At 64.7% G+C, this 26,399-nt stretch carries 24 protein-coding genes; 11 read left to right on the top strand and 13 right to left on the bottom strand.

What is annotated here, in order from left to right:
* Window positions 1–152 precede the first annotated feature (152 nt).
* Window positions 153–1,013: a MurR/RpiR family transcriptional regulator gene (locus FFS60_RS19675; protein ID WP_171016547.1), complete on the bottom strand. Its 861-nt coding sequence runs from the start codon at window positions 1,011–1,013 to the stop codon at window positions 153–155.
* Window positions 1,014–1,195: 182 nt separating this feature from the next.
* Here FFS60_RS19675 and zwf point away from each other — a divergent pair, with 182 nt between their 5' ends.
* The 6 genes from zwf (at window position 1,196) to FFS60_RS19645 (ending at window position 8,156) form a co-directional block, all read left to right on the top strand.
* The gene (gene zwf, locus FFS60_RS19670) at window positions 1,196–2,665 is read left to right on the top strand and encodes a glucose-6-phosphate dehydrogenase (RefSeq protein ID WP_028628761.1); all 1,470 of its coding nucleotides are present in this window, start codon (window positions 1,196–1,198) and stop codon (window positions 2,663–2,665) included.
* Entirely contained in the window at window positions 2,652–3,365 is a 714-nt protein-coding gene (gene pgl / locus FFS60_RS19665; protein ID WP_028628762.1) for a 6-phosphogluconolactonase, read from the top strand. The genes zwf and pgl overlap by 14 nt, the downstream gene beginning before the upstream one ends.
* A 16-nt stretch (window positions 3,366–3,381) precedes the next feature.
* On the top strand, window positions 3,382–4,071 hold the full coding sequence (locus tag FFS60_RS19660) for a bifunctional 4-hydroxy-2-oxoglutarate aldolase/2-dehydro-3-deoxy-phosphogluconate aldolase (RefSeq protein WP_171016546.1): 690 nt from the start codon (window positions 3,382–3,384) through the stop codon (window positions 4,069–4,071).
* A gap of 263 nt (window positions 4,072–4,334) precedes the next feature.
* Window positions 4,335–5,960: an NADP-dependent glyceraldehyde-3-phosphate dehydrogenase gene (locus tag FFS60_RS19655; protein ID WP_137822913.1), complete on the top strand. Its 1,626-nt coding sequence runs from the start codon at window positions 4,335–4,337 to the stop codon at window positions 5,958–5,960.
* A gap of 74 nt (window positions 5,961–6,034) precedes the next feature.
* Window positions 6,035–6,853, top strand: coding sequence for a shikimate 5-dehydrogenase (locus FFS60_RS19650; RefSeq protein WP_028628765.1), 819 nt, complete (start codon window positions 6,035–6,037; stop codon window positions 6,851–6,853).
* Between the two features lie 142 nt (window positions 6,854–6,995).
* Window positions 6,996–8,156, top strand: coding sequence for a Fic family protein (locus FFS60_RS19645; RefSeq protein WP_137822912.1), 1,161 nt, complete (start codon window positions 6,996–6,998; stop codon window positions 8,154–8,156).
* 20 nt (window positions 8,157–8,176) lie between these two features.
* Here FFS60_RS19645 and FFS60_RS19640 read toward each other — a convergent pair whose 3' ends face one another.
* The 5 genes from FFS60_RS19640 to FFS60_RS19620 form a co-directional block, all read right to left on the bottom strand.
* Window positions 8,177–8,653: a MarR family winged helix-turn-helix transcriptional regulator gene (locus tag FFS60_RS19640; RefSeq protein ID WP_137822911.1), complete on the bottom strand. Its 477-nt coding sequence runs from the start codon at window positions 8,651–8,653 to the stop codon at window positions 8,177–8,179.
* Window positions 8,654–8,895: 242 nt separating this feature from the next.
* Entirely contained in the window at window positions 8,896–9,762 is an 867-nt protein-coding gene (locus tag FFS60_RS19635) for an oxaloacetate decarboxylase (RefSeq protein ID WP_028628768.1), read from the bottom strand.
* Window positions 9,763–10,006: 244 nt separating this feature from the next.
* Complete coding sequence (gene ttdB, locus FFS60_RS19630; protein WP_028628769.1) at window positions 10,007–10,615, bottom strand: L(+)-tartrate dehydratase subunit beta; 609 nt, start codon at window positions 10,613–10,615, stop codon at window positions 10,007–10,009.
* A complete protein-coding gene (gene ttdA / locus FFS60_RS19625; protein WP_028628770.1) occupies window positions 10,612–11,511 on the bottom strand; it encodes a L(+)-tartrate dehydratase subunit alpha in 900 nt (299 codons plus the stop codon). Before ttdA ends, ttdB begins: the two co-directional genes overlap by 4 nt.
* A gap of 63 nt (window positions 11,512–11,574) precedes the next feature.
* Window positions 11,575–12,915, bottom strand: a complete 1,341-nt coding sequence (locus FFS60_RS19620) for a dicarboxylate/amino acid:cation symporter (protein ID WP_028628771.1) — start codon at window positions 12,913–12,915, stop codon at window positions 11,575–11,577.
* 181 nt (window positions 12,916–13,096) lie between these two features.
* Between FFS60_RS19620 and FFS60_RS19615 the strand changes: the two genes are divergently transcribed.
* Entirely contained in the window at window positions 13,097–14,023 is a 927-nt protein-coding gene (locus FFS60_RS19615) for a LysR family transcriptional regulator (protein ID WP_028628772.1), read from the top strand.
* Between the two features lie 182 nt (window positions 14,024–14,205).
* Here the strand turns inward: FFS60_RS19615 and FFS60_RS19610 are convergent, their stop codons facing one another.
* The 7 genes from FFS60_RS19610 to FFS60_RS19580 all read right to left on the bottom strand — a co-directional run bounded on the left by FFS60_RS19610 (window position 14,206) and on the right by FFS60_RS19580 (window position 22,435).
* On the bottom strand, window positions 14,206–15,747 hold the full coding sequence (locus FFS60_RS19610; RefSeq protein ID WP_137822910.1) for a methyl-accepting chemotaxis protein: 1,542 nt from the start codon (window positions 15,745–15,747) through the stop codon (window positions 14,206–14,208).
* Window positions 15,748–15,760: 13 nt separating this feature from the next.
* Window positions 15,761–16,528: a class II aldolase/adducin family protein gene (locus FFS60_RS19605; protein WP_028628774.1), complete on the bottom strand. Its 768-nt coding sequence runs from the start codon at window positions 16,526–16,528 to the stop codon at window positions 15,761–15,763.
* 12 nt (window positions 16,529–16,540) lie between these two features.
* Window positions 16,541–17,524, bottom strand: coding sequence for a ketopantoate reductase family protein (locus FFS60_RS19600; protein ID WP_137822909.1), 984 nt, complete (start codon window positions 17,522–17,524; stop codon window positions 16,541–16,543).
* Window positions 17,525–17,567: 43 nt separating this feature from the next.
* A complete protein-coding gene (locus tag FFS60_RS19595; RefSeq protein ID WP_137822908.1) occupies window positions 17,568–18,359 on the bottom strand; it encodes an ABC transporter ATP-binding protein in 792 nt (263 codons plus the stop codon).
* Window positions 18,359–20,155: an ATP-binding cassette domain-containing protein gene (locus tag FFS60_RS19590; protein WP_137822907.1), complete on the bottom strand. Its 1,797-nt coding sequence runs from the start codon at window positions 20,153–20,155 to the stop codon at window positions 18,359–18,361. The genes FFS60_RS19595 and FFS60_RS19590 overlap by 1 nt, the downstream gene beginning before the upstream one ends.
* Window positions 20,152–21,189 carry a branched-chain amino acid ABC transporter permease gene (locus FFS60_RS19585; protein ID WP_028628777.1) on the bottom strand — a complete coding sequence of 346 codons (1,038 nt, stop codon included), beginning with the start codon at window positions 21,187–21,189 and terminating at the stop codon, window positions 20,152–20,154. Before FFS60_RS19585 ends, FFS60_RS19590 begins: the two co-directional genes overlap by 4 nt.
* A gap of 94 nt (window positions 21,190–21,283) precedes the next feature.
* Entirely contained in the window at window positions 21,284–22,435 is a 1,152-nt protein-coding gene (locus tag FFS60_RS19580) for an ABC transporter substrate-binding protein (protein ID WP_028628778.1), read from the bottom strand.
* A gap of 735 nt (window positions 22,436–23,170) precedes the next feature.
* Here FFS60_RS19580 and FFS60_RS19575 point away from each other — a divergent pair.
* The 4 genes from FFS60_RS19575 to FFS60_RS19560 are packed head-to-tail and all read left to right on the top strand — an operon-like array spanning window position 23,171 to window position 26,383.
* Window positions 23,171–24,283 carry an amidase gene (locus FFS60_RS19575; protein WP_137822906.1) on the top strand — a complete coding sequence of 371 codons (1,113 nt, stop codon included), beginning with the start codon at window positions 23,171–23,173 and terminating at the stop codon, window positions 24,281–24,283.
* A gap of 25 nt (window positions 24,284–24,308) precedes the next feature.
* On the top strand, window positions 24,309–25,481 hold the full coding sequence (locus FFS60_RS19570; protein ID WP_137822905.1) for an acyl-CoA dehydrogenase family protein: 1,173 nt from the start codon (window positions 24,309–24,311) through the stop codon (window positions 25,479–25,481).
* Window positions 25,482–25,508: 27 nt separating this feature from the next.
* Window positions 25,509–25,871: a hypothetical protein gene (locus FFS60_RS19565; protein ID WP_028628781.1), complete on the top strand. Its 363-nt coding sequence runs from the start codon at window positions 25,509–25,511 to the stop codon at window positions 25,869–25,871.
* Between the two features lie 5 nt (window positions 25,872–25,876).
* A complete protein-coding gene (locus FFS60_RS19560) occupies window positions 25,877–26,383 on the top strand; it encodes a nuclear transport factor 2 family protein (protein WP_137822904.1) in 507 nt (168 codons plus the stop codon).
* The last annotated feature ends 16 nt before the right edge of the window (window positions 26,384–26,399 follow it).

Genomic DNA, 26,399 nt, shown 5'->3' with positions numbered 1-26,399 from the left:
CGGGTGCGGGCCTCCCTTCTGGCGGTGTAGGGACGTATTCATTCGCCAAGCAGGCCAAAGGTCTGCCCCCGGCTTCCCTCGGGGCCGCTGCGCGACCCTTGGCGAATGAATTCGCCCGTAACAGGAGGAGTCGGGACGCTTCAATCAATCAATCAGCTCGGCTCCTCATCCGCCGGATAGCGGCTGGCGTTGAGGCTTTCCTTGATCTTGCGCAGGTGCGGCTGGAAGTCGACGCCGCGGCGCAGGGTCATGCCGGTGGCGAGCACGTCGAGCACGGTGAGCTGGATGATGCGCGAGGTCATCGGCATGTAGATGTCGGTGTCTTCCGGCAGGGGAATGTCCAGGCTCAGGGTGCTGGCCTTGGCCAGCGGCGAGTTGGCTGCCGTGAGGCCGAGCACCGAGGCGCCGTTCTGCCGTGCCAGGCGTGCCGCTTCCACCAGCTCACGGGTGCGGCCGGTGTAGGAAATGATCACGAAGAGGTCGCCGGTATGCGCCACCGAAGCCAGCATCCGTTGCATCAGCACGTCGGAATGGGCCGACACCGCGAGGTTGAAGCGGAAGAACTTGTGCTGGGCGTCCAGGGCCACCGAGGCCGAGGCACCCAGGCCGAAGAAGTGGATCTGCCGGGCCTGGATCATCAGGTCCACGGCGCGGCTGATCAGTTGCGGGTCGAGGCTTTGCAGGGCGCTGTCCAGGGAGGCGATGGCGCTGCCGAAGATCTTCCGCGTGTAGGCCTCGGGGCCGTCGTCGGCGGACACCGCCTGGCTCACGTAAGCGGCGCCGCTGGCCAGGCTCTGCGCCAGTTGCATCTTGAGTTCGGGGTAGCCGTTGACGCCGAAGGAGCGGCAGAAGCGGTTCACCGTCGGCTCGCTGACCTGCGCGGCCTGGGCCAGCGCGGCGATGCTGTAGCGGGTGGCCTGCTGCGGGTCGCGCAGGATGACTTCGGCGACCTTGCGCTCGGCCTTGTTGAGTTCATCGAGGCGGTTCTGGATCTGCTCCAGCAGGTTGTGCACGCGGTCCATTGGGATTCCTGGGAAAGGGCCTGCAATCGGTGGCCTATCGTACTGAGCGCACCCAGGCTGAGCCACCGCAATCTCGTATGTCGGAAAATGTAGTTTTATTACAACATTTTGTCTTGCTGTAACGCTTAACTGGGTGTATTCATAAGCTTATGTTTGATAGAAGAACAAATATCATGACCTCGCAACCTGTCGAACCCTGCACCCTGGTCCTCTTCGGCGGCCTGGGTGATCTGGCACTGCGCAAACTGTTTCCCGCGCTCTATCAACTGGACCGCGCCGGCCTGCTGCCGGCCGACACGCGCATCCTCGCCCTGGGCCGCGAGAACGGCGAACCCGCCTCGCATATCGCCGCCATCGGCGATCACCTGCGCCGCTACGTGCCGGCTATTGAAGTGGAGGAGGGCGCGGTACAGCGCTTCCTGGCGCGGCTCGATTACCTGACCATGGACTTCCTCGACGCCAGCGCCTATCCGGCCTTGGTCGACAAGCTGGGGCCGGTTGCCCGGCTGATCGCCTACTTCGCCACGCCAGCCGCCGTGTACGGCGCCATCTGCGCGGGCCTGGCCGCCACGGGGCTGGCCGAGCGCACCCGCGTCGTGCTGGAGAAGCCCATCGGCCATGACCTGGAATCCTCCCGTGCGGTGAATGACGCCGTGGCGGCGCACTTCCCGGAGAACCGCACCTACCGGATCGACCATTACCTGGGCAAGGAAACGGTGCAGAACCTGATTGCCCTGCGTTTTGCCAATAGCCTGTTCGAGACCCAGTGGAACCAGCACCACATCTCCCACGTGGAAATCACCGTGGCCGAGCAAGTGGGCATCGAAGGTCGCTGGGGCTACTTCGACCAGGCCGGCCAGCTGCGCGACATGATCCAGAACCACCTGCTGCAGCTGCTTTGCCTGATCGCCATGGACCCGCCCAGCGACCTCTCTGCCGACAGCATCCGCGACGAGAAGGTGAAGGTGCTGAAAGCCCTGGCGCCCATCGCCCAGGAGCAGCTTGGCCAGCAAGTGGTACGCGGCCAGTACGTGACCGGCAACATCCTCGGCAAGACGGTGCCCGGCTACCTCGAAGAAGAGAACGCCAACACCCACAGCGACACCGAGACCTTCGTTGCCCTGCGTGCCGAGATCCGCAACTGGCGCTGGTCCGGCGTGCCCTTCTACCTGCGTACCGGCAAGCGCATGCCGCAGAAGCTTTCGCAGATCGTCATACACTTCAAGGAACCGCCGCACTACATTTTCGCCCCCGAGCAGCGGCCGCTGATCAGCAACCGCCTGATCATCCGCCTGCAGCCGGACGAAGGCATCTCCCTGCAGGTGATGACCAAGGACCAGGGCCTGGACAAGGGCATGCAGCTGCGCAGCGACCCGTTGCAGCTGAGTTTCTCCAACACCTACCGCAGCGCGCGGATTCCAGATGCCTACGAGCGGTTGTTGTTGGAAGTGATGAAGGGCAACCAGAACCTCTTCGTGCGCAAGGATGAAATCGAGTACGCCTGGAAGTGGTGCGACCAGCTGATCGCCGGATGGCGCCAGCAGGGCGATGCACCCAAACCCTATGCGGCGGGAACCTGGGGGCCGGTGGCCTCCATCGCATTGATCACCCGTGATGGCAGGAGCTGGTATGGCGATCTGTAATCTCGACCTGCCGACGCAGGTCACCGGGCTCAGCCTCGGCAGCCCTGAACAACTGGCCGGCGAACTGGCCATCACCGTGGCCAACGCCCTGCGCGCGGCCATCGAAACCCGCAATGCGGCCGTGTTGGTGGTATCCGGTGGACGCAGCCCGGTGGCTTTCTTCGAGCGGCTCTGCGCGCAGGCGCTGGACTGGTCGAAGGTGACGGTCAGCCTGGCCGACGAGCGTTTCGTGCCGGTCAGCCACCCCGATAGCAACGAAGGGTTGGTGCGCCGCCATTTGCTGCAGGGCGCGGCCTCCAGCGCGCGCTTCGTTGGCCTCTACCACAGTGCGCCGAGTCTGGAAGAGTCAGCCCGCCTCGCCGATGCGGCCTTGGCCGGGCTGGGCGCCATCGACGTGCTGGTGCTGGGCATGGGCGAGGACGGCCACACCGCCTCGCTGTTCCCGTCCAGCCCGAATCTGGAGCAGGCGCTGAATGCCGACTGCGCGCAACGCTGCCTGCCGATGCAGGCGCCCAGCGTACCGCGCCAACGCCTGACCCTGACGCTGCCGTTGCTGACCAGCGCACACCTGACCCTCCTGGCCGTACAAGGCCAGGCCAAGCTGGCCACCCTGGCCGACGCGCTGGCGGGCGATGACGTGGCGGCCATGCCGATCCGCGCCTTCCTCCGCCGTCCCCTGGAAATCCACTGGTGCCCCTGAGCCCGAAGGAACGCCCATGACCAGTCTCCCCACCCATCGGGCCACCAGTCGCGAAGCCGTGCCGAGCATGGCCGACAAGGCGGCCCTGATCGATATCCTCTGCGGTGCGGCGCGCATCCTCCCGGTGATCACCATCGAGCGCGAGCAGGACGTCCTGCCCCTGGCCGATGCCCTGGCCGCCGGAGGCCTGCGCACCCTGGAGGTGACCCTGCGCTCCGAGCACGGCCTCTCCGCCATCCGCACCCTGCGCGAACAGCGCCCGGAGCTCTGTGTCGGTGCCGGCACCGTGCTGGATGAATGGATGCTGGCCGAAGCCGAGGCCGCCGGCTCGCAGTTCATCGTGACCCCCGGCTGCACCGCCGAGCTGTTGCGTGCGGGTGTCTACAGCCCGTTGCCGCTGCTACCCGGTATCAGCAGTGCGTCGGAAATCATGCTCGGCTACGCCCTGGGCTATCGCCGCTTCAAGCTGTTCCCGGCGGAAATCTGCGGCGGCGTGAAAGCCCTGAAAGCCTTCGGCGGACCCTTCCCCGGCATCCGCTTCTGCCCCACTGGCGGGGTCAACCCCGACAACCTGCACGACTACATGGCCCTGCCCAATGTGATGTGCGTGGGCGGCACCTGGATGATGGACAAGGACTGGATACGCAACGGCGACTGGCGACGCATCCAGGAAGCCACCGCCCAGGCGCTGGAACTGCTGGGCTGAGGCCCGCGCCGAACCTTCCTCGCTCTTGTGGGGGCGAATTCATTCGCCAAGGGGCACGCAGTGCCCCCAGGGGATTCACAGGGCAGGCCTTCGGCCTGCCTAGCGATTGAAATCGCCCCCACAGGTTTCCATCCCCCACCCATGATCGATGTCGAATGCCCAGCGGGAACAGATTCCGCCAAACGGTTTGCTGAAACGATTTACCAAACTAAAAAACCGCGTTAAAACCGACTTCCAGTGGTTCCGATCCAGAGGAAAGTGCAATGACCCACAACAACAAGCTCGAAGCCCTGTTCCCCACTGCCGACCAGATTCCCGAGCGCTACCGCCCCGGTGCGCCGATCGAACAGCGCGAATACCTCGTCAACGGCGAGCTGATCCGTTGGGACGGCCCCCTGGCCGCCGTGCGCAGCCCGATCTTCCTGGCCACCGACAAGGGTGATGAACAGGTGGTGCTGGGCAGCACGCCGCTGCTGGACGCCGACGCCGCGCTGGCCGCCCTGGAGGCCGCCGTTGCCGCCTATGACCATGGTCAGGGGCTGTGGCCGACGATGCGCGTGGCCGACCGCATCCAGCATGTGGAGAAGTTCCTTGCCCGCATGCGTGAGCAGCGCGACGCGGTGGTGAAGTTGCTGATGTGGGAGATCGGCAAGAACCTCAAGGATTCCGAGAAGGAGTTCGATCGCACCTGCGACTACATTGTCGACACCATCGAGGCGCTCAAGGAGCTCGACCGCCGCTCCAGCCGCTTCGAACTGGAGCAGGGCACGCTTGGCCAGATCCGTCGCGTGCCCCTGGGCGTGGCGCTGTGCATGGGCCCCTACAACTACCCGCTGAACGAGACCTTCACCACGCTGATCCCGGCGCTGATCATGGGCAACACCGTGGTGTTCAAGCCGGCCAAGTTCGGTGTGTTGCTGATCCGCCCGCTGCTGGAGGCCTTCCGCGACAGCTTCCCGGCCGGCGTCATCAACATCATCTACGGCCGTGGCCGGGAAACCGTCAGCGCCATCATGGCCAGCGGCAAGGTGGACGTGTTCGCCTTCATCGGCACCCACTCCGGCGCCGCCGACTTGAAGAAACTGCACCCGCGCCCGCACCGCCTGCGCGCGGCGCTGGGCCTGGACGCGAAGAACCCTGGCATCGTGTTGCCCAAGGTGGACCTGGACAACGCCGTCAGCGAAGCCATCACCGGTGCGCTGTCGTTCAACGGTCAGCGCTGCACGGCGTTGAAGATCCTCTTCGTCCACGAGGATGTGCTCGAACCCTTCCTCGACAAGTTCTGCGCCAAGCTGGCCGCGCTCAAGCCGGGTATGCCCTGGGAAGACGGCGTGGCCCTGACCCCGTTGCCCGAACCGGGCAAGGTCGATTACCTCAACACTCTGCTGGCGGATGCCGTGACCAAGGGCGCCAAAGTGGTCAACCCGGGTGGCGGCAGCCACCGGCAGAGTTTTTTCTATCCCGCTGTACTGAGCCCGGTGAGCCCGGCCATGCGCCTCTACAACGAAGAACAGTTCGGCCCGCTGATTCCCGTGGTGCCTTACCGCGAACTGGAAGAGGTGATCGACTACGTCCTGCATTCCGACTACGGCCAGCAACTCAGCCTGTTCGGCAACGACTCGGCACAGGTTGGCCGGCTGGTGGACGCCTTCGCCAACCAGGTGGGCCGCATCAACATCAACGCCCAGTGCCAGCGCGGCCCGGACACCTTCCCCTTCAACGGGCGGAAGAACTCGGCCGAGGGCACGCTGTCGGTACATGACGCCCTGCGCGTGTTCTCGATCCGCACCCTGGTGGCCACCAAATTCCAGGCGGACAACAAGGAACTGGTCAGCGAGATCATCCGCAACCGCGAATCGAACTTCCTGACCACGGATTACATTTTCTGACCATCCCAGCAGGGGCGACACTCTTGTAGGGGGGATTGAATTTGCCCCTACAAGATCGGTTAACGGAGATTCCAATGCCCCGCACCATCAGCCGGGATACCCAACTCTGCATGTCGCTGTCCGGCCGCCCCGGCAACTTCGGCACGCGCTTTCAGAACTACCTCTACCAAGCCCTGGACCTGGACTTCGTCTACAAGGCCTTCACCACCCGCGACCTGCCGGCCGCCATCGGCGGTATCCGCGCCCTCGGCATTCGCGGCTCGGCGGTGTCCATGCCATTCAAGGAAGCCTGCATTCCGCTGCTGGACGAGCTGGACGCCTCGGCCGCAGCCATCCAGTCAGTGAACACCATCGTCGCCGACAACGGCTGGCTGAAGGGCTACAACACCGACTACAGCGCGGTGGCCAGCCTGCTGGCGAGCCATGCCGTACCCAAGGACATCCACTTCGCCCTGCGCGGCAGCGGCGGCATGGCCAAGGCCGTGGCCAGCGCCTTTCGCGACAGCGGTTTGCGCCACGGCACCATCGTTGCCCGCAACCCGGACACCGGCCAGGCGCTGGCACGAGGCTGTGGCTATGAATGGCGGGCGGAACCGGGTGATGAAAAGCCGCAGATGCTGGTCAACGTGACCCCGCTAGGGATGGAAGGCGGCCCCGAAGCCACGGCCCTGGCCTTCACCCGCGAGCAGGTGCAGGCGGCCGACTGGATTTTCGACGTGGTGGCCCTACCGGTGGAAACCCCGCTGATCCAACTGGCCCGGGAGCTGGGCAAGCCGGTAATCACCGGCGCCGAAGTGATCGTGCTGCAAGCGGTGGAGCAGTTCGTGCTCTACACCGGCGTGCGGCCGGAGGCCGAGTTGATCGAGAAGGCGGCGGAGTTCGCGCGTGGTTGAACAGGGCAGGGGGGTCGACTTGTCCATCTATCTGGATTTGAGATAGTTGTTCTGAGCGATATTCGGGAGAGGCCCATGTTTATTGGGGTTCATGTGGTAGATTTCGAAATGTTCAAATTTATCGCTCTGGATGATTGTCGAGATGCCATCCTTTTCCCACTTTGAGCTGACCCTGCTAAATCCATCGTTCGATTCACCCCTGGTGGATGTGCTGAATGAACTCGAGCATCTGCGCCGCTTTCGCCTGAGTGGCTCCACGCCGCCTGCCATCTTCTTCCAGCTTAAGGACATCTTCCACATCCTCGAGAGCCTCGGGTCTGCCCGCATCGAGGGGAACCACACGACGCTTGCCGACTATGTGGAAAGCAGGGTTGAGGGGACGGATTCCGCCAGTGACCCATTGCGGGAGATTTCCAATATCGAGAAGGCGATGGCCTATATCGAAGAGGTCATCACGCCAGGCTGCGAACTGACCCAGCATTTCATCCGTGAACTGCATGCGATGACGGTCGCCAATCTCGATCGGGAAGGCGACCGAACGCCAGGTGCCTTTCGCACTGGGGAGGTACGGATCGCCTTGTCCAACCACCTCCCGCCTGACGCATTGCTCGTTCCCGGCTACATGGAGGAGTTGGTGGGTTTCGTGAATCGCAATGAGCCGCCAAAGTACGATCTGATGAAGGTCGCCTTGGCACACCATCGTTTCGGCTGGATTCACCCCTTCGCCAATGGCAATGGCCGGGTTGTTCGTCTGTTTACCTACGCGTTGCTCATCAAGTACGGCTTCAACGTTTCCACTGGCGGCCGTGTACTCAATCCGACGGCAGTCTTCTGCAACGACCGGGAGCGCTATTACGCCATGTTGGGCACCGCGGACCAGGGGGCGCCGGGCAGCCTGGAAAGCTGGTGTGTGTATGTGCTGGAAGGCATCCTGCATGAGTTGAACAAGGTCGGCCAACTGACCGACTACCAGTACCTGAAGCGTGCGATCCTCAGTCCGGCCATCAGCCATGCGCGAGAGCGCGGATTGATCAATTCCATGGAGCACAGCGTGCTGGAGCAACTGCTACGCACCGATGACGGCGTGGCCAAGGCGGGCGATTTGGCCGTTGCCATGCCCGGCCTGAAGCCGCCCCAGTGCAGCTACCAGATCAAGAAGCTGGTTGAGCGGGGGATGTTGCGGCCGATTCAGCCCAATGCGCGGCAATACACCCTGGGCTTCTCCAGCAACTACCTGATACGCGGTGTGATACGTGCTCTGGCGGCGGAAGGGTTCATTCCCGAGCCGGTCGCACGCGGCTGAGGCGCCAAACAGGAGGGCGCTCAATCCTCCGGCAGGTTCGCGTAGATCTTCTCTAGCGTGCCGTTGAGCTTGGCGATCTGGGCTGCGCTGAGGTCCTTGAAGCTGTTGGTGAAGATATGCGCGGTGTTGACCTGGATTTCTTCCACCATGTGCCGGCCCTTCTCGGTAATGGTCACCTGGGTGACGCGGCCGTCGTTGCTGCAGGGGGCGGTGTCCACCAGGCCGTCTTCCTTCATGCGGTAGACGATCTTGGTGACGGTGGAGAGCTTGGCGATGGCGTGCTCGGAAATCTCCGAGATGCTCGACTGGCCGTTCTCCTTGAGGATGAAGAGGATTCGCCAGCGCGGGATGTCCAGGTCGATCTTCTTCAGGGTCTTTTCCATGGCCATGTTGTAGCGGCCATAGACGCGGGCGATCCAGTAGAAGGGGAATTCCTCCTTCTTGAAATCGTCACTGGCGGGGTTGTAACGGTTGAGGCGCTTCTTCGGGGTGATCATGCGAAGTGGGGCAAAGGTTCCGGCTGACAGGGGAAGAGTTATAGGGGGTTGCGCGTGGGCTGTCGACAGTGATCTGTGCCCGGCTTGATCCTGGTTAGCGTTACGGGCCGCCCCGAGAGATGCGGAAGAGTGCGAGCGGGATCATCAGCCGCTCCGGCTTGGTGACGTTTCATCTTCCTGACTCTGTGGCGCCGCTCGATGCACATGGCGCACCGGCGGCTCGATCAGGCGAGGCCGCAGCGTCACTCCTTGACGTTAAGGTATTCCCCCGCCCAGGCGATGTAGTCGTCAGGGCTTGTGTATCGGGCCACCAGTTCCGAGGCATTGAGGCCGTTGCCGAGGGAGATGCAGCGCTGTTCCCGCAGGCTGTCGTAGGTGGCTTTGATCGCCGCGAAGTAGGGGGCGTGGCCGTCCACCACGATGCGCACGCCCAGTTCGGCAAGGCGGCTGTCGTCGCGCAGTTTCGGATTGCCGTAGGTGACCAGCATCAGCGGCACGCGCAGGTCCTCGGCAATGGCCTCGAGATGGGCGAGATCTTTCACTCCGACGAGGCAGATGCCGTCAGCGCCGGCGCCCTGGTAGGCGCGGGTGCGGTGGATGACGTCGGCAAGCGGCTGCCCGCCGGCGTGGGTGCGGGCGATGATCGCCATCGCATTGTCGTCGCGCACTTCCTGGGCGGCGCGCAGTTTGCCGATGCCTTCCTCGACGCTGATCAGGTCATACGACTTGCGGCCGAATTGCGCCGGCAGCAGCGTGTCTTCGAGCGTCAGTGCGGCAACACCGGCGCGCTCCAGCTCGATCACCGTGCGCATGGTGTTGAGGGCATTGCCGTAACCGTGGTCGGCGTCGGCGATCACCGGCAGACGGGCTACCCGGCCGATGCGGGTGGCTTGCTCGGCGAACTCGCTGAGTGTGATCAGGGCAATATCCGGGGCGGCGAGTACCTGCAGAGAAGCGACCGAACCGCCAAGGATGCCGATCTCGAAACCGAGGTCGGCGGCGATGCGCGCGGACAAGGGGTCGAACACCGAAGCGGTGTGGTAGCAGGTGGGGCTGGCAAGCAGTGCACGGAAGGCGTTGCGCAGCTCATGGTGACAGGCTTTCTGCATGATCTTATCCAGTGAGTCTTTGACGGGGTATTTGTCGTTCAAGCCTGCAAGACCTGCACCTGAAGGCTGTATTGCGCTTGTTCAGGCTGTTTGAGCCGCGATCCGGGCGATTGAGTGGAGAAAGGTCGCCGCTGCCCTTGCAGAGGATGGCGGAAATCCGCCGGGAGCCGCGTCAAGGCGGGCCTTGGGTGCCGGCGGGGCAAGGGGGCGATCACGGCTTCCCTGCCGTGCCCGCCCGGCCGCGTCACTTGATGAAGCGCACCTGGCTGTTGATCTTCTCGATGACCGAGCTCTTGCGCTCGTTGAAGCGCAGCTTGTTCTGCTCGAACAGGTTATTGCCCTTGGTATCGATGGAAATGATCAGCGGGCCGAACTCGCGAACCCGGTTCACCCATAGGGTCTCCGGCATGCCCAGGTCTTGCCACTCGGCGCGCTCGATCTCCTCCACCTTGGTGGCGGCGAGCACCGCGCAGCCGCCGGGGAAGACCGCATGCACCGCCTTGTTCTCCAGGCAGCCGGCGGTGGTTTCCGGGCCCATGCCGCCCTTGCCGATGATCATCTTGACGCCGGTTTCCTCGATGAATCGCTTCTCGAACTTCTCCATGCGCATGCTGGTGGTCGGACCGATGGAGACCATCTCGAAGCTGCCGTCATCCTTTGTGCGCACGATCGGCCCAGCGTGGAAAATCGCCCCGCCGCGCAGGTCGACTGGCAGTTCGCGCTTCAGTTCGATCAGTCGGCGGTGCGCGACGTCGCGGCAGGTCACCAACTGGCCAGTCAGGTAGACCACGTCACCGACGTTGAGGGCAGCGAGATCTTCGTCCTTGATCGGGGTGGAGAGGATCTTTTTCACAGTACTACTCCTTCGTGGGAGAGGATGTCGTAGGACAGGTCGGCGTTGATGCGGATCTTGCCGCGGCGGTGCGCCCAACATCCGGTGGAGACGGCCACGCCGATGGTAGAGGGGTGGCGCGCCGAGGATTCGATGTTCACGCCCATCACGCTGCTGTTGCCGGTCAGGCCCTGCGGACCGATGCCGATCTCGTTGAGGCCCTCCTCGAGGAGCCTTTCCATCATCGCTGCGTTCTCGTTCGGGTGACAGGAGTCCACCGGGCGCAGGATCGCCCGCTTGGACAGGCGTGCTGCGGTCTCCACCGAGGTGGACACGCCGACGCCGACCAGCAGCGGCGGGCAGGCATTGATGCCGCGCGAGGTGATCACGTCGAAGACGAACTCGGTTACCCCCTCGTAACCTTGGCCGGGCATCAGCACTTTGGCCGAGCCCGGTAGGGTGCAGCCGCCGCCAGCCATGTAGACGTCGATCAACGCGTAGTCGGCGTCAGGGATGATTTCCCAGTCCAGCCACGGGATCTTCGAGCCGGTATTGGTGCCGGTGTTCTTCTCGTCGAAAGTCTCCACGGCGTTGTGACGCAGCGGGCCCTTCCTGGTCGCTTCCAGGGTCGCGTTCTGCAGGATGCCTTCGAGCTCGCCGAGCAGCGGAAAACTGGCACCGGCGGAGATGAAGTACTGGATCACCCCCGTGTCCTGGCAACTCGGACGGTCGAGCTTGTCCGCGTAGTCCTGGTTCTCGGCCATGGAGTCGTAGATCTCGATGGCCAGCGAATTGGTTTCCGCGGCACGCAGCTTGGCAGTCTTTTCCTTGACGTCCTTGGGCAGACGCTTGCCGATATAGGCGGTGAAACTGGCCATCACGTCGGTAAGCGATTGAACGGCTGATTCTTTTTCCACTTTTGTTCTCCTAACTACATCTCAAGGCTGATTTGTTGGTGCGTTGCGGGCGTGTTTGCGGAGTCAGGCGCCGCTGGCGGGAGTTGCCGGTTTCACGGTTTGGATCAGTGGCGATGATTCCTGCGTCTGGTTCTGTGCCGGCAGCGAGCGGTCGTTCAGAACCTGCTCCATACGTGATTTGTCGAGCGCGCCGACCCACTTGGCGATAGCCATGGTCCCAACCGCGTTACCAATGGTGTTGGTGATGGCGCGCGCCTCGGACATGAAGCGGTCGACGCCAAGTAGCAGCACCATGCCGGCGACCGGGATGTTGTCCAGCGAAGCCAGGGTGGCCGCCAGGGTGATGAAACCGGAGCCAGTGACACCCGCCGAGCCTTTCGAGGTGAGCAGCAGCACGCCGAGCACGATCAACTGGTCGGTCAGGGTCAGCGGGGTGTTGGTGGCCTGGGCGATGAAGATGGCCGCCATGGTGTAGTAGATGCACTGGCCGTCGGGGTTGAAGGTCAGCCCGGACGGAATCACCAGGCCCACCACTGGCTTGGAGACGCCGACGTTCTCCAGCTTGTTCATCAATTGCGGCACCACCGATTCCGAGGAACTGGTGCCCAGCACGGTGAACAGTTCTTCCTTGAGGTACTTGAGGAACTTCCACAGGCTGAAGCCGGACAGGCGGGCGATGAGGCCGAGGACAATGACCACGAACAGGAAGCAGGTCAGGTACATGGTGGCCATCAGCTTGCCGAGCGAAACGATCGAGCCCAGCCCGTACTTGCCGACGGTGAAGGCCATTGCGCCGCAGGCAGCCAGCGGGGCGACGCGCATGACCATGCCGACGATGTAGAACATGCCGTGGGAGAAGGCTTCCAGTACGTCCACCACTGGCTTGCCGCGCGGCCCCAGGTGAGCCAGGGCGATGCCGAACAGGGTCGAGAACAGCAGGATCTGCAGGATCTCGTTCTTGGCGAAAGCGTCGGTGACGCTGGCAGGAATAATGTGCAGCAGGAAGTCGGTGAAACTGCCGGAGCCGCTCGCCGCGGTGGCCGTGTAGGTGGAGATGCTCTTGATGTCGAGGGTGGCAGGGTCGACGTTCATGCCCTGGCCGGGCTGCACGAAGTTGACCACCACCAGGCCCAGCACCAGGGCGAAGGTCGAGAGGACCTCGAAATAGATCAGCGAGCGCACGCCGACCCGGCCGAGCTCCTTCATGTTCTCCATCTTGGCGATGCCGAGCACCACCGTGGCGAAGATGATCGGTGCGAAGACCATCTTGATCAGCTTGATGAAGGCATCGCCAACGGGCTTCAGATCGGCACCGAACTGCGGCCATAACGCACCGAGCAAGATGCCGAGGGTCACGCCGATCAGGACCTGGACATAGAGCTTTCCTATGAATCGCTTGGCCATGGTTTTCTCCGAATTATTGTTGTGAGTCGGATTCAGTTGTTTTCACCCGGGCGGCTATACCGGGCTGGGGCTGGCAAATGACCCAGGTTTTTTGTGGGTAATTCACGGAAGTAAAGTTAATGGTTTTCATGAAATGGTGTAATACAATGAAAGTTATTTCATTGTTTCCTTCAGGTTAATTATGAATCAGGTATCGGAGCTGGCTTTCTTCACCCAACTGGTCAGGGTGGGCAGCCTTGCGGCCACCGCGCGGGAGCTCAATCTGACGCCGCCGGCGGTCTCCAAGCGTCTGGCGCAACTCGAACAGCGGCTTGGCGTGCGCCTGCTCAATCGCACCACGCGCAGCATCAGCCTCACCGCCGAGGGCGAGCTCTATCTGATCAATGCGCAACGGATCCTCGGCGAGATCGAGGAGATGGAGAGCCAGGTGTCGAGCAGCCGGGCCGAGCCCAAGGGGCTGCTGCGGGTCAATGCGCCGCTGGGCTTCGGCCGCACCCATGTCGGCCCGGCGATTTCTTCGTTCCTCAGGCGCTATCCGGAAGTCGAGGTGCAACTGCACCTGACCGACCGGCCGATCAACCTGCCGGACGATGCCATCGACGTCGCCATCCGCTTCGGTGAGCTTCCCGACTCCCGGCTGATCGCCCGCAAGATCGCCACGAACCGCCGCCGGCTCTGCGCTGCGCCGGCCTACCTGGAGGCCTTCGGCCGCCCTGAAACGCCCAAGGACCTGATGCAGCACAACTGCATCGTGCTACGCCAGAACGACGCGGCCTTCGGTATCTGGCGGCTGAGCCGCGGCAAGCAGACCGAGTCGGTCAAGGTACGCGGCGGCCTCAGCACCAACGATGGGGAGGTGGCGCTGAACTGGGCGCTGGATGGCCACGGCATCCTCATGCGCGCAGAGTGGAACCTCGCAAGTCACTTGCGCTCTGGCCGACTAGTGGAAGTGCTGGGGGACTACGAAACGCCTCCAGCTGATATCTACGCCACCTATCTTGAACGCCTCAACCTGTCCGCCAAGGTGTCCTTCTTCGTCGAGCATCTACGCGACTTCTTCCGGCAAAACGCCGGAGAGCGGGGGGATAGCCTCGCGGCGTGGCAGTGAGCACGTGGTGCGCTGGCCTGCCGTGGTCCCACCCTGTTCAGCGCCGCGGCAGGCATTACAGGGTGCAGGCCAGCAAGATCATGGTCGCAACGTTCTAGACAGCATTTGGTAATGCCGGCACTGGTTTTCCTGTACCGACAATTCCCCAAGTGCCTGACGCTCCCGCGGGCAACCGGCGTGTCTCAGCCCTGCAGGAAACGCTGGGCCAGGTCGAGTTGGGAGTGGGCCAGTTGGTGCAGCTCCTGGCCGATCTGGGTGCTGCGTTGCGCCTGGCCGGCGCTCTGCTGGGCGAGACCGGCGATGCGGGCGATCTGGCGGTTGATTTCCTCGGCCACCTGGCCCTGTTCCTCCACCGCGCTGGCCATCTGCAGGCTCATGCCGCTGATCTGTCCGACTTCGCCGCTGATGCGCCGCAGCGCCTCGCGCACTTCCGCCACGTCGCGGCTGGATTGCTGAGCCGCCGCCTCGCCGCGCCGGGCGGTGGCCAGGGCGTCGGCGCTGCCGTTGCGCAGGCGTTCGATGGATTGCTGGATCTGCCCGGTGGAGTCGCGGGTCCGGGAGGCGAGGGTGCGAACCTCATCGGCCACTACGGCGAAGCCCCGGCCCGATTCCCCCGCCCGGGCCGCTTCGATCGCGGCGTTGAGGGCCAGCAGGTTGGTCTGCTCGGCGATGCTCTGGATCACTTCAGCGATACCGCTGATGGATTCGATGGACTCGGCGAGCTGGCCCACCGCGTCACCGATGGCTTCCACCGAGCCGCTCAGGGTTTCCATGGAGGCCTGGCTGTCGGCCGCCAGCCGGTCGCCGTCGCGGGCCAGGTGATCGACCGCCTGGGTCGCCTCGGCGCTGTCCTGCAGGTTGCGCGACAGTTCCTGGATGGTGCTGCTCATCTGCTGCACCGCGGCGGCGGACTGCTCGGTTTCCTCCAATTGGCGTTCCAGTTGCCCGGCTTCGCCGGCGACCAGTGCCGACGATTCCCCGGCGCGGCTGCGCAGGATGTCGCCGTTGATATGGATGCGCGCCATTACCGTGCGCAGGCGTAGCTGCAGGTTGCCCAGGGCCATGTCCAATTCGGCGTCGATGCCGCCGCGCGTGCTGTAGGCCGAAGCCAGCAGCGGGTCGCTGTAGACCTGTGGATAACGCGCCAGGCCGCCTCGGGTGCCGCGCCGGCGATTGTGGGCCGCCTGCAGGGTGATGGCGCTGATGCCCGCTAGCAGACCCAGCGCCTCCAGGGGCGACAGGGCGCCGGCGACGGTGGCCGTGCCGACGCCGAGGGCGGCCAGCAGCGCCAGGCTGTGCTCCCGGGCCAGGCGCAGGCCGCGTTGCCAGGGGGCTTCGGCGCTCAAGCCCCGGCGCAGCCTGACGTAGAGGGCATCGGCGCGTCGGCAGGCCTCCCGTTCCATGGGGTGGTAGACGGTGCCGAGGGCCACCAGTTGGCCGCCGTCGAACAACGGCACCACGTAGAGGTCGCTCCAGAAGGTGCCGCCCTCCCGGTGCTGGCCCATCAGCGGGCCGTTCCAGGGCACGCCGGCGCGCAGGGTACGCCACATCCGCTCGATCACCTGCTCGGGCATGCCCGGGTGGTTGATGCAGGTGAAGGCCTGGTTCAGCAACTGGTCCCGGCGGTAGCCGCACAACGCCAGGTATGCGTCGTTGCACTGGAGCAGGCGACCGTCCGGGTCGAGGCGCGAGATGGGCGGTTCGATGAAATCCTGGGTGTTCATCCGCAGCTCCTGTTTACCAGCCCGGGCCGCGACTGGTGTGCATCTTGCGCACCATGGCATCGAAGAACTTGGTGGCGAAGCCGCTTTCGCGGATCAGCATGGCGGTGAGGTCGGTGCATTTCGCCTGGATGGCCACGGGCAGCGGGTGATCCTCGCCGCCGAGGGCGCCGGCTGCGCACTGGATCTCCGCCGCGCGCTGCACGGTCCAGAGCAGGAAGAAGGTGTTGGCGATGCTGCTCTCGCCCACGGCGATACCGTGGTTGCGCAGCACCAGGATGTGTTTGTCCCCGAGGCTCTCGATCATCCGCACCTTCTCGTCATCGAACAGGGTGATGCCCTCGAACTCGTGGTAGCCGATGCGGCCGTAGAGCTGGGCGCCGTAGAAGTTGTCGTGGGAGAAACCGGACTGCTTCTGGACGATCGCGGAGATGGGCGTGGTGTGGGTGTGAATGAGGCAATGGATATCGTCCCGCGCGCCATGCACCGCGCTGTGCAGGGCGAAGCCGGCGGGGTTGGCATCGAAGGGGGACTCCTCCAGCTTGCGGCCGTGCAGGTCCACCTTGAGCAGGTTGGCCGGCGTGACCTCGGTGTAGTTGAGGCCGAAGGGGTTCACCAGGTAGTGATGGGCCGGGCCGGGCAGGCGCGCGGAGATGTGGTTGAAGATGGTTTCGGTCCAGCCGAAGTAGTCCACCAGGTGGTAGCAGTGGGCGAGCTGGACGCGCAGGGCCCACTCTTCGTCGCTGCAGTGGCTCGGCTGGGTGATGGGGGCGATGGCGTTCATGGACGGCTCCGGTCAGGGGCGTGGCTGGTCGGCGCGAAAGCGCGCCAGGGCGACCAGGTGGCGAGTGATGGGCATGGGCAGTTCAAGGCGCTCGGCCAGTTCCAGTACCGAGTCACCGATGGCGGCCAGTTCCAGGGAGCGGCCTTTGTCATAGTCCTGGAGCATCGAGGTGCGCACCGCGCCCATGCCGGCGCCCAGGTCGAGGAAGGTTTGCGGATCGAACTCGATGCGTGCGCCATAGGCCGCCGCTGTCAGCAACGTCTCGTGCAGGCAGTCGCCGGCGAGCTGACGCAGGTCGGCCTGGCCGTAGATCTGTTCCAGGGTGGCGCCGGTAATCACCGACAACGGGTTGGAGCTGAGGTTGGCGATGGCCTTGGTCCAGACCGAATCGCGGATGCGCTCGCTGGCGCGGGCTTCGATTCCCGCTCCCGCCACCACCGCCCGCAGCTGTTCCAGGCGCGATGTGAGGCGGTTGTCGGGCTCGCCGAAGATCATCAGGTGCGGGTTCTGCGCCTCGGCCACGGCGGGGGCCGGGCATTGCGCGGTGATGAAGACCACGCAGCCGATCACCCGGGTGAGGTCGATGCGTTCGGCGAGCAGGCCCTGCGGGTCCACGGCGCGGATGTGCTGGCCGGCGAAGCGGCCTTCCAGGCCGTGGAAGTACCACCAGGGCAGGCCGTTGACGACCGGCACCACCAGGCTCTCGGCGTGTAGCAGCGGCTGGATGTCGGCGGCGAGGGCGGGCAGGGCGTCGGCCTTGGCACAGAGGAAGACGATGTCCTGGGGGCCGAGGTCGTGGGCGCGGTCGCTGGCGGGGACGCGGACGAAGTGGTGGCCGTCGAGGTCGTCCAGGTGGATGCCGTTCGCGCGGATGGCTGCCAGGGTGGCGCCTCGGGCCAGGACCGAGACCGCATTGCCGGCGTCGGCCAGGCGTGCGGCCAGGGTGCAGCCGATGGCGCCCGCCCCGGCGATGCAGATACGGGGTGAGTGGTTCATGGTTCCTCCTTGAGGGCCCGGCCTTGGCGGCCGGGCCGGTGCGTCAGCTGGCGAGCATCTCCTGGTGCTTGCTCGCCAGGCCGAGGTAGGCCTCGATCACGCGCGGGTCGTCGGCCAGTTGGGCGGCGGGGCCTTCCATGGCGATCTGTCCGGTTTCCAGTACGTAGGCGTAGTCGGCCACCCTCAGCGCGGCGCGGGCGTTCTGTTCCACCAGCAGGATGGACACCCCCTGTTGGCGCAGGGTGGTGATGATGCGGAAGATTTCGCGGGTGATCAGCGGCGCCAGGCCCAGGCTGGGTTCGTCGAGCATCAGCAGCTTGGGTTTGGCCATCAACGCGCGGCCCACGGCGAGCATCTGCCGCTCACCGCCGGAGAGGGTGGCGGCCAGTTGGTCGCGGCGCTCCCGCAGGCGCGGGAAGAGGTCGTAGACCTCCTTCAGGGTTTCGCCGTGGTCGCGCTTGCCGCTGCGGTGGCGCTGGAAGGCGCCGAGCAGCAGGTTGTCGGCGACGGTCATGCTGCCGAACAGCTCGCGCTTCTCCGGCACCAGGCCGAGGCCGCGCGACACCATCACTTCCACTTCCGGCACCGCTTCCAGGCTGCCGTCGAACTCGACCCGGCCACGGGAGCCGAGCACGCCCATGATGGCCGAGAGCAGGGTGGTCTTGCCGGCGCCGTTAGGGCCGATCACGGTGACGATCTGCCCCTGGCCGACGGTGAGGCTGGCGTTGCCAAGGGCCTCCACCTTGCCGTAGGCGACGCTGAGATCACGGACCTCCAGCACGGCGTTGGTCACGAGGTTTTGCGGCTGCTTCAGGTCTTGAATCGGCATGTTCATCACTCGGCTCCTCCGAGATAGGCTTCCAGCACGGCCGGGTCCTTCTGTACGTCGGCCGGCAGCCCGTGGGCGATGCGTTGGCCGAACTCCATCACCACCACCCGGTCCACCAGGCCCATGACGAAGTCCATGTCGTGCTCCACCAGCAGGATCGCCATGCCTTCGCTGCGCAGGCGGCTGAGCAGCATGCCGAGGGCTTCCTTCTCCTTGTGGCGCAAGCCGGCGGCGGGCTCGTCGAGCAGCAGCAGGCAGGGGTTGGCGCAAAGGGCGCGGGCGATCTCGAGGATGCGCTGCTGGCCGAGGGCCAGACTTCCGGCTTCGGCATCGAGGTAGTCGCCCAGGCCGACGCGCTCCAGCTGGCGGCGGGCTTCGGCCAACAGCTCGGCTTCCTCGGCGCGGTCCAGGCGCAGCGCGGCGCTGAGCACGCCCTTGTGGCCGCGCAGGTGGGCGCCGATGGCAACGTTTTCCAGCACGCTCATTTCCGGCAGCAGCTTCACATGCTGGAAGGTGCGGCTCATGCCCATGGCGGCGATGTTGCGGGAAGCGATGCCGTTGATGCGCTGCCCGCGGAACAGCACCTCGCCCGAGGTGGGCGTATCCACACCAGAGAGCTGGTTGAACAGGGTGCTCTTGCCGGCGCCATTGGGGCCGATCAATGCGAGGATTTCCCCGGCGCGCACGTCCAGGTTCATGTCGTTGTTGGCCACCAGCCCACCGAAGCGGCGGGTGACATTGCGGGCTTCCAGCAGCACTTCACCGGCCGCAGGCAGATCGCGGCGCGGCAGCTCGGCGGCGGCGCCGACACTGATCACCCTGCGTGGTTTCCAGGACGCCGGCACCAGGCGCAGCAGCAACGGCCAGAGGCCGCCGGGCGCACGCTGCATGAGCAGGATGATGATCAGCCCGAAGACAATCACCTCGTAGTTGCCGGTGCTGCCGAAGAGTTGCGGCAGCAGGTCCTGCAGCCACTGCTTGAGCAGGGTCAGCACGCCGGAGCCGAGCAGTGCGCCCCAGACGCTGGCCACGCCGCCGATCAGCGCCATGAACAGGTAGTCGATGCCCATGTGCAGGCCGAAGGGCGTGGGGTTCACGAAGCGCTGGGTGTGGGCATAGAGCCAACCCGAGACGGCGGCGAAGAGGGCGGAGATGACGAAGATCACCAGCTTGGAGCGGAAGGTGTTCACCCCCATCGACTCGGCCATCAGCTGGCCGCCTTTGAGGGCGCGGATGGCGCGGCCTTCGCGGGAATCCAGGAGGTTCTGGGTGACCAGCATGGCGCAGAGCAGCACCGCCCAGATCAGGTAGTAGATCTCCTCGCCCTTGTTCAGCTCCCAGCCGAACACGGAAATGGAGGGCAGGCCGCTGACGCCGGTGTGGCCACCCAGGGATTCCATCGTGCCGAACAGGTAGTAGAGCGACAGCCCCCAGGCGATGGTGCCCAGCGGCAGGTAATGACCGGAGAGCTTGAGGGTCAGGGCACCGAGCAGCAAGGCCACCGCGCCGGTCAGGACCAGCCCCACCAGCAGGGTCAGCCAGGGCGAGGCGCTGGCCCAGGCCAGCCAGCCCGGCAGGTCCTGCACGGTAGTCAGGTAGGCGCTGGTATAGGCGCCAAGGCCAACGAAGGCGGCCTGGCCGAAGCTGGTCATGCCGCCGACGCCGGTGAGCAGCACCAGGCCGAGGACCACCAGCGTGTAGAGGCCGATGTAGTTCAGCAGGGTGACGTAGAAGGGCGGCAGCAGCAGCGGCGCGAGGCCGAGCACGGCCACCAGGGTGAGGATCAGGTAGCGCGGTTTCATTCATCGTCCTCCACATGACGGCTGGTGAGGGAGCGCCAGAGCAGGAAGGGGATGATCAGGGTGAAGACGATGATCTCCTTGTAGGTGCTGGCCCAGAACATCGAGAAGGCCTCGATCAGGCCCACGCCCAGGGCGCCCAGGGCAGCGACCGGGTAGCTCACCAGGCCGCCGATGATGGCGCCGACGAAACCCTTGAGGCTGATGACGAAACCCGAGTCGAAATAGAGGGTGGTGATGGGGGCGATGAGGATGCCCGACAGCGCGCCGATGAAGGTGGCCAGGGCGAAGGTGGATTTGCCCGCCAGCGTCGGCGAGATGCCCATCAGTCGCGCGCCCAGGCGGTTCACTGCGGTGGCGCGCAGGGCCTTGCCATACAGGCTGCGCTCGAAGAACAGGAACAGGCTGATGATCAGTGCCAGGGACACGGCGATCACCCACAGCGTCTGGCTGTTGAAGGTCACCGGGCCGAGGGTCAGGCCGGCCTCGGAGAACGGTGCGGTGCGCGCGCCTTCCGGGCCGAACATCAGCAGGCCGATGCCCACCATGGACACGTGCACGGCGATGGAGACGATCAGCAGCACCAGGGCGCTGGCCGAGGCCAGGGGCTGGAACACCAGGCGATAGAGCTGCGGTCCGAGGGGCACCACCAGCGCCAGGGTCAACAGTGCCTGGATCGCCATGGGCAGGTCGGCCAGGGGCAGCCCACGGATCAGGCCCACCATGGCCAGGGCGTAGGCGAGCTTGAGGACAATCCGCCTGGGAAAGCGGAACCCGCGGCTGGCGCGGGTGGCGTCATACAGGTCCATGGCGCAGTCGGCCAGGGTGAGGGCGAGCAGCAGCCAGACCAGTGCGGTGGGCTGGCCAGCCTGCAGGGCGGCCATGGTCAGCGCGCCGTAGGTGACGAACTCGCCCTGGGGGATCAGCAGGATGCGCGTCACGGTGAAGACCAGCAGGATCGACAGCGCCAGCAGCGCATAGATGGCGCCGTTGGTGATGCCGTCCTGGCCGAGCAGCAGGGCAATCTGGAAATTCATGGTGGGAACTCTTGTTGCGGTGTGAGTAGCCGCGGCCTCGCTCTGTAGGGTGGTCTTCATCCCACCCTGCAGAGCGAGGCCGTGCAGGCTGCGATCAGTTGCTGCCGAGCAGGGTCCAGGTGCCGTTCTTTACCTGGATCAGTTCGCGACCGCGCTCGTCAAAGCCGCTGTGGTCATCCGGCGTCATGTTGTAGACACCCTGGGTGGCGGGTACCTCGTGGCTTGCCTCCAGCGCATCGCGCAGGGCGGCGCGGAACTCCGGGGTGCCCGGCGCGGCCTTGGCGGCGGCCAGCGGGATGGCCTTCTGCAGCAGCAGGCCGGCGTCGAAGGTGTTGGCGCCGAAGGTGGCCGGCTTGCTGCCGTTGAGCTTTTCGTAGGCGGTCACGTACTCGCCTGCGATGGCCTTGGACGGGTGGCTGTCCGGCATCTGGTCGAGCACCAGCATCAGGCTCGCAGCCAGGATGGTGCCTTCCACCTTCTTGCCACCGAGCTTGAGGAAGTCCGGCAGGGCGGCACCGTGGGTCTGGTACATCTGGCCGCGATAGCCCTGGTCGAACAGGGTGGTCTGCGGCAGTACCGCGGCGCTGCCGGGGGCGGCCACCAATACGGCGTCCGGGCGGGACGCGAGCACCTTCAGGCTCTGGCCGGTGACCGAAGTGTCCTGGCGCTGGAAGCGCTCATTGGCCACCAGCTTGATGCCGTGCTCGGCCGCCATGGCGCCCATCACTTTGGACCAGTTCTCGCCGTAGGGGTCGGCGGTGCCGATGAAGCCCAGGGTCTTCACGCCACGGGTGGTCATGTCTTCCACCAGAGCCTTGGCGATCAGGTCGTCGTTCTGGGTGGTCTTGAACACCCACTTCTTCTGCTCGTTCATCGGCAGCACCACGGCGGCGGTGCCCACCGGAGCCAACAAGGGTACGCCGGCCTCGGCGACGAACTGGATCACGCCCATGGCGTTGGGCGAACCGCTCGGGCCGATGATGGCGTCCACGTTTTCCTCGCTGATGAGTTTCTTCAGCGCCTTCACGGTGGCGGTGGGGTCGCTGCCGTCATCCAGGGCGATGTACTTCACCGGCTGGTCGCCGGCCTGGGTGGGCAGCAGCGGCACGGAATTCTTCTGGGGCAGCCCGACGAGGGCGATGGGACCGGTGGAGGAGGTGATGACGCCGACCTTCACTTCGGCCTGTGCGAACGACAGGCAGGCGGCGCTGAGGAGCAGGGTGGACACGGCTTGTTTGAAGTGCATGACGTACTCCGGGGTTGCAAGGCTATTGGAGAGGCAAGGACCCGCAGTGCGCGTCGGCTGCTAGGGACCGATGCGCGGATGGCTTGCCGCCTTCTTGTTGTTCTGGCGCCACGAGGCGCTACCGGCGGGTATCCCGCTCGGCGGGAAACCAAAGTGCAGCTCCCGTGCCAGAAAACCTGCTCCGTGCCGGTGCGGTGATGGCGGGGACCTGCTCGCCCTGCCTGTTTTTCCATCAAGTCAGCGCTTTCTGACGCCTCCATCGGACGCTTCCGAAAACCCCTTTTGCACCAGTGGCAATCGGCCTTGCAGCAGTCTTTTGCATGGTGTTTTTTGCGTCTAAATCAGTAATTTTTATGGCTTTAAAATCTCTGTTTTATTGCTCGTTTTTTTGCGACGAAGTGAAAACATTTCGTTCGATAAACGCACAAGCGCAGAAGCTGAGAAAGACGAGTGTTTCCCTTTTTATGGATGAGAAGTAGTCGTATCTAAATCATAAATATATGAAAAATAACGATTAATTTGATTGTGATGCGTGATTTTTCCAATTTGTACGTGTTACTGAATTGCACGTTACTGGTGCTTGGCAACTCAGAAATGCACCGAAAATACACACTCCTTTTCTTGTGATAATTCAATTGACATTTCACGTAATTCTTCCGATTTTAGATTTACGCGATCGACACCCCGGACAGGGTCTCGATCGAGCACCAACAAGAACGCCAATGGGTGAAGCAAATGACGATAGTGGTCGAGAAGCTGGAGCTGGGGGGCGCGGGGCGAACCGTGATGGTGAAGGACACCATCGATATCGCCGGCCACCCGACCCGTGCCTCCAGTCGTGCGCTGGAAGAAGCGCACGACGCCGAGCGTCATGCCGATGTGGTCCAGGCGCTGCTGGACGCGGGCTGCCGCATCACCGGCAAGACCAGCCTGCATGAACTGGCGTTCGGCACCACCGGCCTGAATGCCTGGACCGGTACTGCGGAGAACCCGCGTTATCCCGGCCGCGTACCCGGCGGTTCTTCCAGCGGTTCGGCTGCCGCCGTCGCCGCTGGCCTCTGCGACTTTTCCCTGGGCACCGACACCGGCGGTTCGGTGCGCGTACCCGCTGCCTGTTGCGGCGTGTTTGGCCTCAAGCCCACCTTCGGCCGCGTCAGCCGCGCCGGTGTGATGCCGGCGCAAACCTCCCTGGACTGCGTCGGTCCCTTCGCCGCCAGCATTGATCTGCTGATCGAAGCCATGGCGGTCATCGACCCGTCATTCAAGGCGCTGCCCGACGTCAGCGGCATTCGCATCGGCGTGGTGCCGGTCGAGGCCAACCCGGAAGTGCAGGCGGCCCTGGATGCCGTGCTGGAAGCCTCGGATTTCGAGTTGCACAGCGTCCCGCTGCCCGGCATGCAAGCCGCTTATGACGCGGGTCTGGCTGTCATCAACCGGGAAACCTGGAACGCCTGCGGTCACCTGGTGGAAACCGGCCTGGTGGGCGCCGATGTCGCGTCCCGTCTGCTGGCCGCCAGCAAGACCACCGATGCCGCCCTGGCTGAAGCCGAAGCCATTCGCGCCGCCTTCACCGCCGAGGTGGACGCCGCCCTGGCGCACTGCCCGATCCTCGCGCTGCCGACCCTGCCCGATTACCCGGCACGGGTCGCAGACGCCGCCGACACCCGCGCGGCCATCGGCATGACCGCCTTCGTGCGGCCGTTCAACCTCACGGGTCACCCGGCGTTGAGCATCCCCTTCGAGGGCGTCTCGAAACTGCCGGTGGGCCTGCAACTCGTTGCCGCCAAGGGCGCGGATGAACTGCTTTGCGCAGTCGCCCGCGAGTTCGTGCGGCGCCTCGAACAATAACCACAAAGCCCACCTGGAGAGCCCCATGTCTTCGCTAAGCGCGCTGGATTACCAGCCCCCCGCCCCGATTACCGCGAGTGAAGGATTCCAGGCGCTGCTCGCCGACATCCGCGAGCGTGCCCGGCACGAGGAATTCGACCGGCAGAAATTCATTTCCCAGGACGTGATCGAGCGCTTCAAGGAACTTGGCGTCTACCGCGCGCTGGTGCCCACCCGCTTCGGCGGCGACCAGCGCTCGCCCATGGAGTTCTGCCAGATGGTGGAGGAAATCTCCGCCGCCGACGGTTCCGCCGGCTGGGTCGCCAGTTTCGGCATGAACCCGGTGTACCTGGCCGCGCTGCCCATGGCGACCCTGGAAAAGATCTACGCCAATGGCCCGGACGTGGTCTTCGCCGGTGGCATCTTCCCGCCGCAGCCGGCCGCCTTCGTCGAGGGCGGGCTGGAAGTGAACGGGCGCTGGAAGTTCTCCAGCGGCTGCATGGGCGCCACCCTGATCGGTGTCGGCATCAGCCCGAAGAATGGCGACACCGTGGGCCTGCCGCGCTTGGCGGTGATGCCGCGCGAGAAGGTGAAGATCGAGGAAACCTGGGATGTGGTCGGCCTGATCGGCACCGGCAGCCATGACGTCGTGATCGACGGCGTGGTAGTGCCCGAGGATTGGACCTTCGTTCGCGGCGGTCCGGCCAACCTCGACGAGCCGATGTTCCGCTACCCGTCGCTGTCGTTCGCCACCCAGGTGCTGTCCGTGGTCGGCCTGGGCGTTGCCCGCGCCGCGCTGGACTATCTCAGCGGCATGGCCAGCGGCCGTTTCTCCGTCACTGGCGCTCCGGCCCTGGCCGACCGCCCCCTGGCGCAGATGCAGATGGCCAAGGCCGAAGCCGAGCTGCGCGCCGCCCGCGCCTGGTTCTACGAGGCAATGGAAAGCGCCTGGGCAACCGTGCTCGCCGGCGACGCCGTGAGCGTGGAGCAGACCAACCTGCTGCGCCTGTCCTCGACCCACGCCACTCGCGTGTCTGCCGAAGTGGCGCGCAGCGCGCAGATGCTCTCCGGCATGACGGGTGTCTACCGCGACAACCCGCTGTCGCGCTTCGTCAACGACACCCTGGTGATCACCCAGCACGCCTTCATGGGCGACATGACCTACCAGAACGCCGGCGCGATCTTCTTCGGCAACAAGCCGCTGCCCGGCTACCTGTGAATTCCAACTGACTGATCGGTGATTTCGATGAGCGAGAAAAAAGCCCTGCGCGTCCTGTTCTGCATGGGTATCAACCAGAACTTCTTCGACGCCCCGCGCGACGAGCAACTGCAGGTGTGGGCCGCCTTCAGCGAAATGTGGAACGGCATCCACGACCTGCCCGGCGTGAAGGTGTTCGGCAACATGGACGACGACCAGAGCATGGTCGGCCCGTCCACCGGCTACCCCTGGACCACCTACCTGCTGGCTGACGTGCCGGACATCGAGACCGTGCACGCCGCCTGCAACCTGTTCCGCACCACGGCGGTGGGCGACGGCACTTACAAGCTCTGGCGCTACGCCAAGGTCGAGGCCCGCACCGGCCGCGAACTGATTATCCAGCGCGCGTGACCGCCATGACCGAAGCCCTTGAGCAACGCCTGCGCCAACTGGAAAGCGAGCACGCCGTACGCGCCTGCATGAACCGCTACATGGAGCTGTGCGACGCGCTGGATGCCCGCACGCCACTGGATGAGCTGGCCGGCCTGTTCACCGCCGATGCCATCTGGGAAGGCAAGGGCGCCAAGTACGCCAAGAGTTTCGGTGGCTACCAGGGCCGTGAGGCGATTCGCGCCATGTTCGCCACCTACATGGTGGAGCCGGCGCACTTCGCCCTGAACGTGCACTTCCTCTGCTCCGAGTTGATTCGTGTGCACGACGACAGCGCAGACGGCAGCTGGGTGATGTTGCAGACCTCGACCTTCGCCAGCGGCGCTTCGCACCTCAATGCGGCGCGCCTGACGGTGAAGTTCCGCGAGGAGGAGGGCGCCTGGCGCATGGCGCATTTCCAGACCGAGAACCTGTTCAGCCGCCCGGTGGATGCCTGGAACGATTCCGCGCACCTGCCGGTGCCGGGCAAATGAAGACGCCTGCGCGCGA

This window comes from Pseudomonas sp. D(2018), assembly GCF_005502555.1.
Lineage (GTDB): Bacteria > Pseudomonadota > Gammaproteobacteria > Pseudomonadales > Pseudomonadaceae > Metapseudomonas > Metapseudomonas resinovorans.
This window is presented reverse-complemented; position numbering and strand designations above follow the sequence as displayed.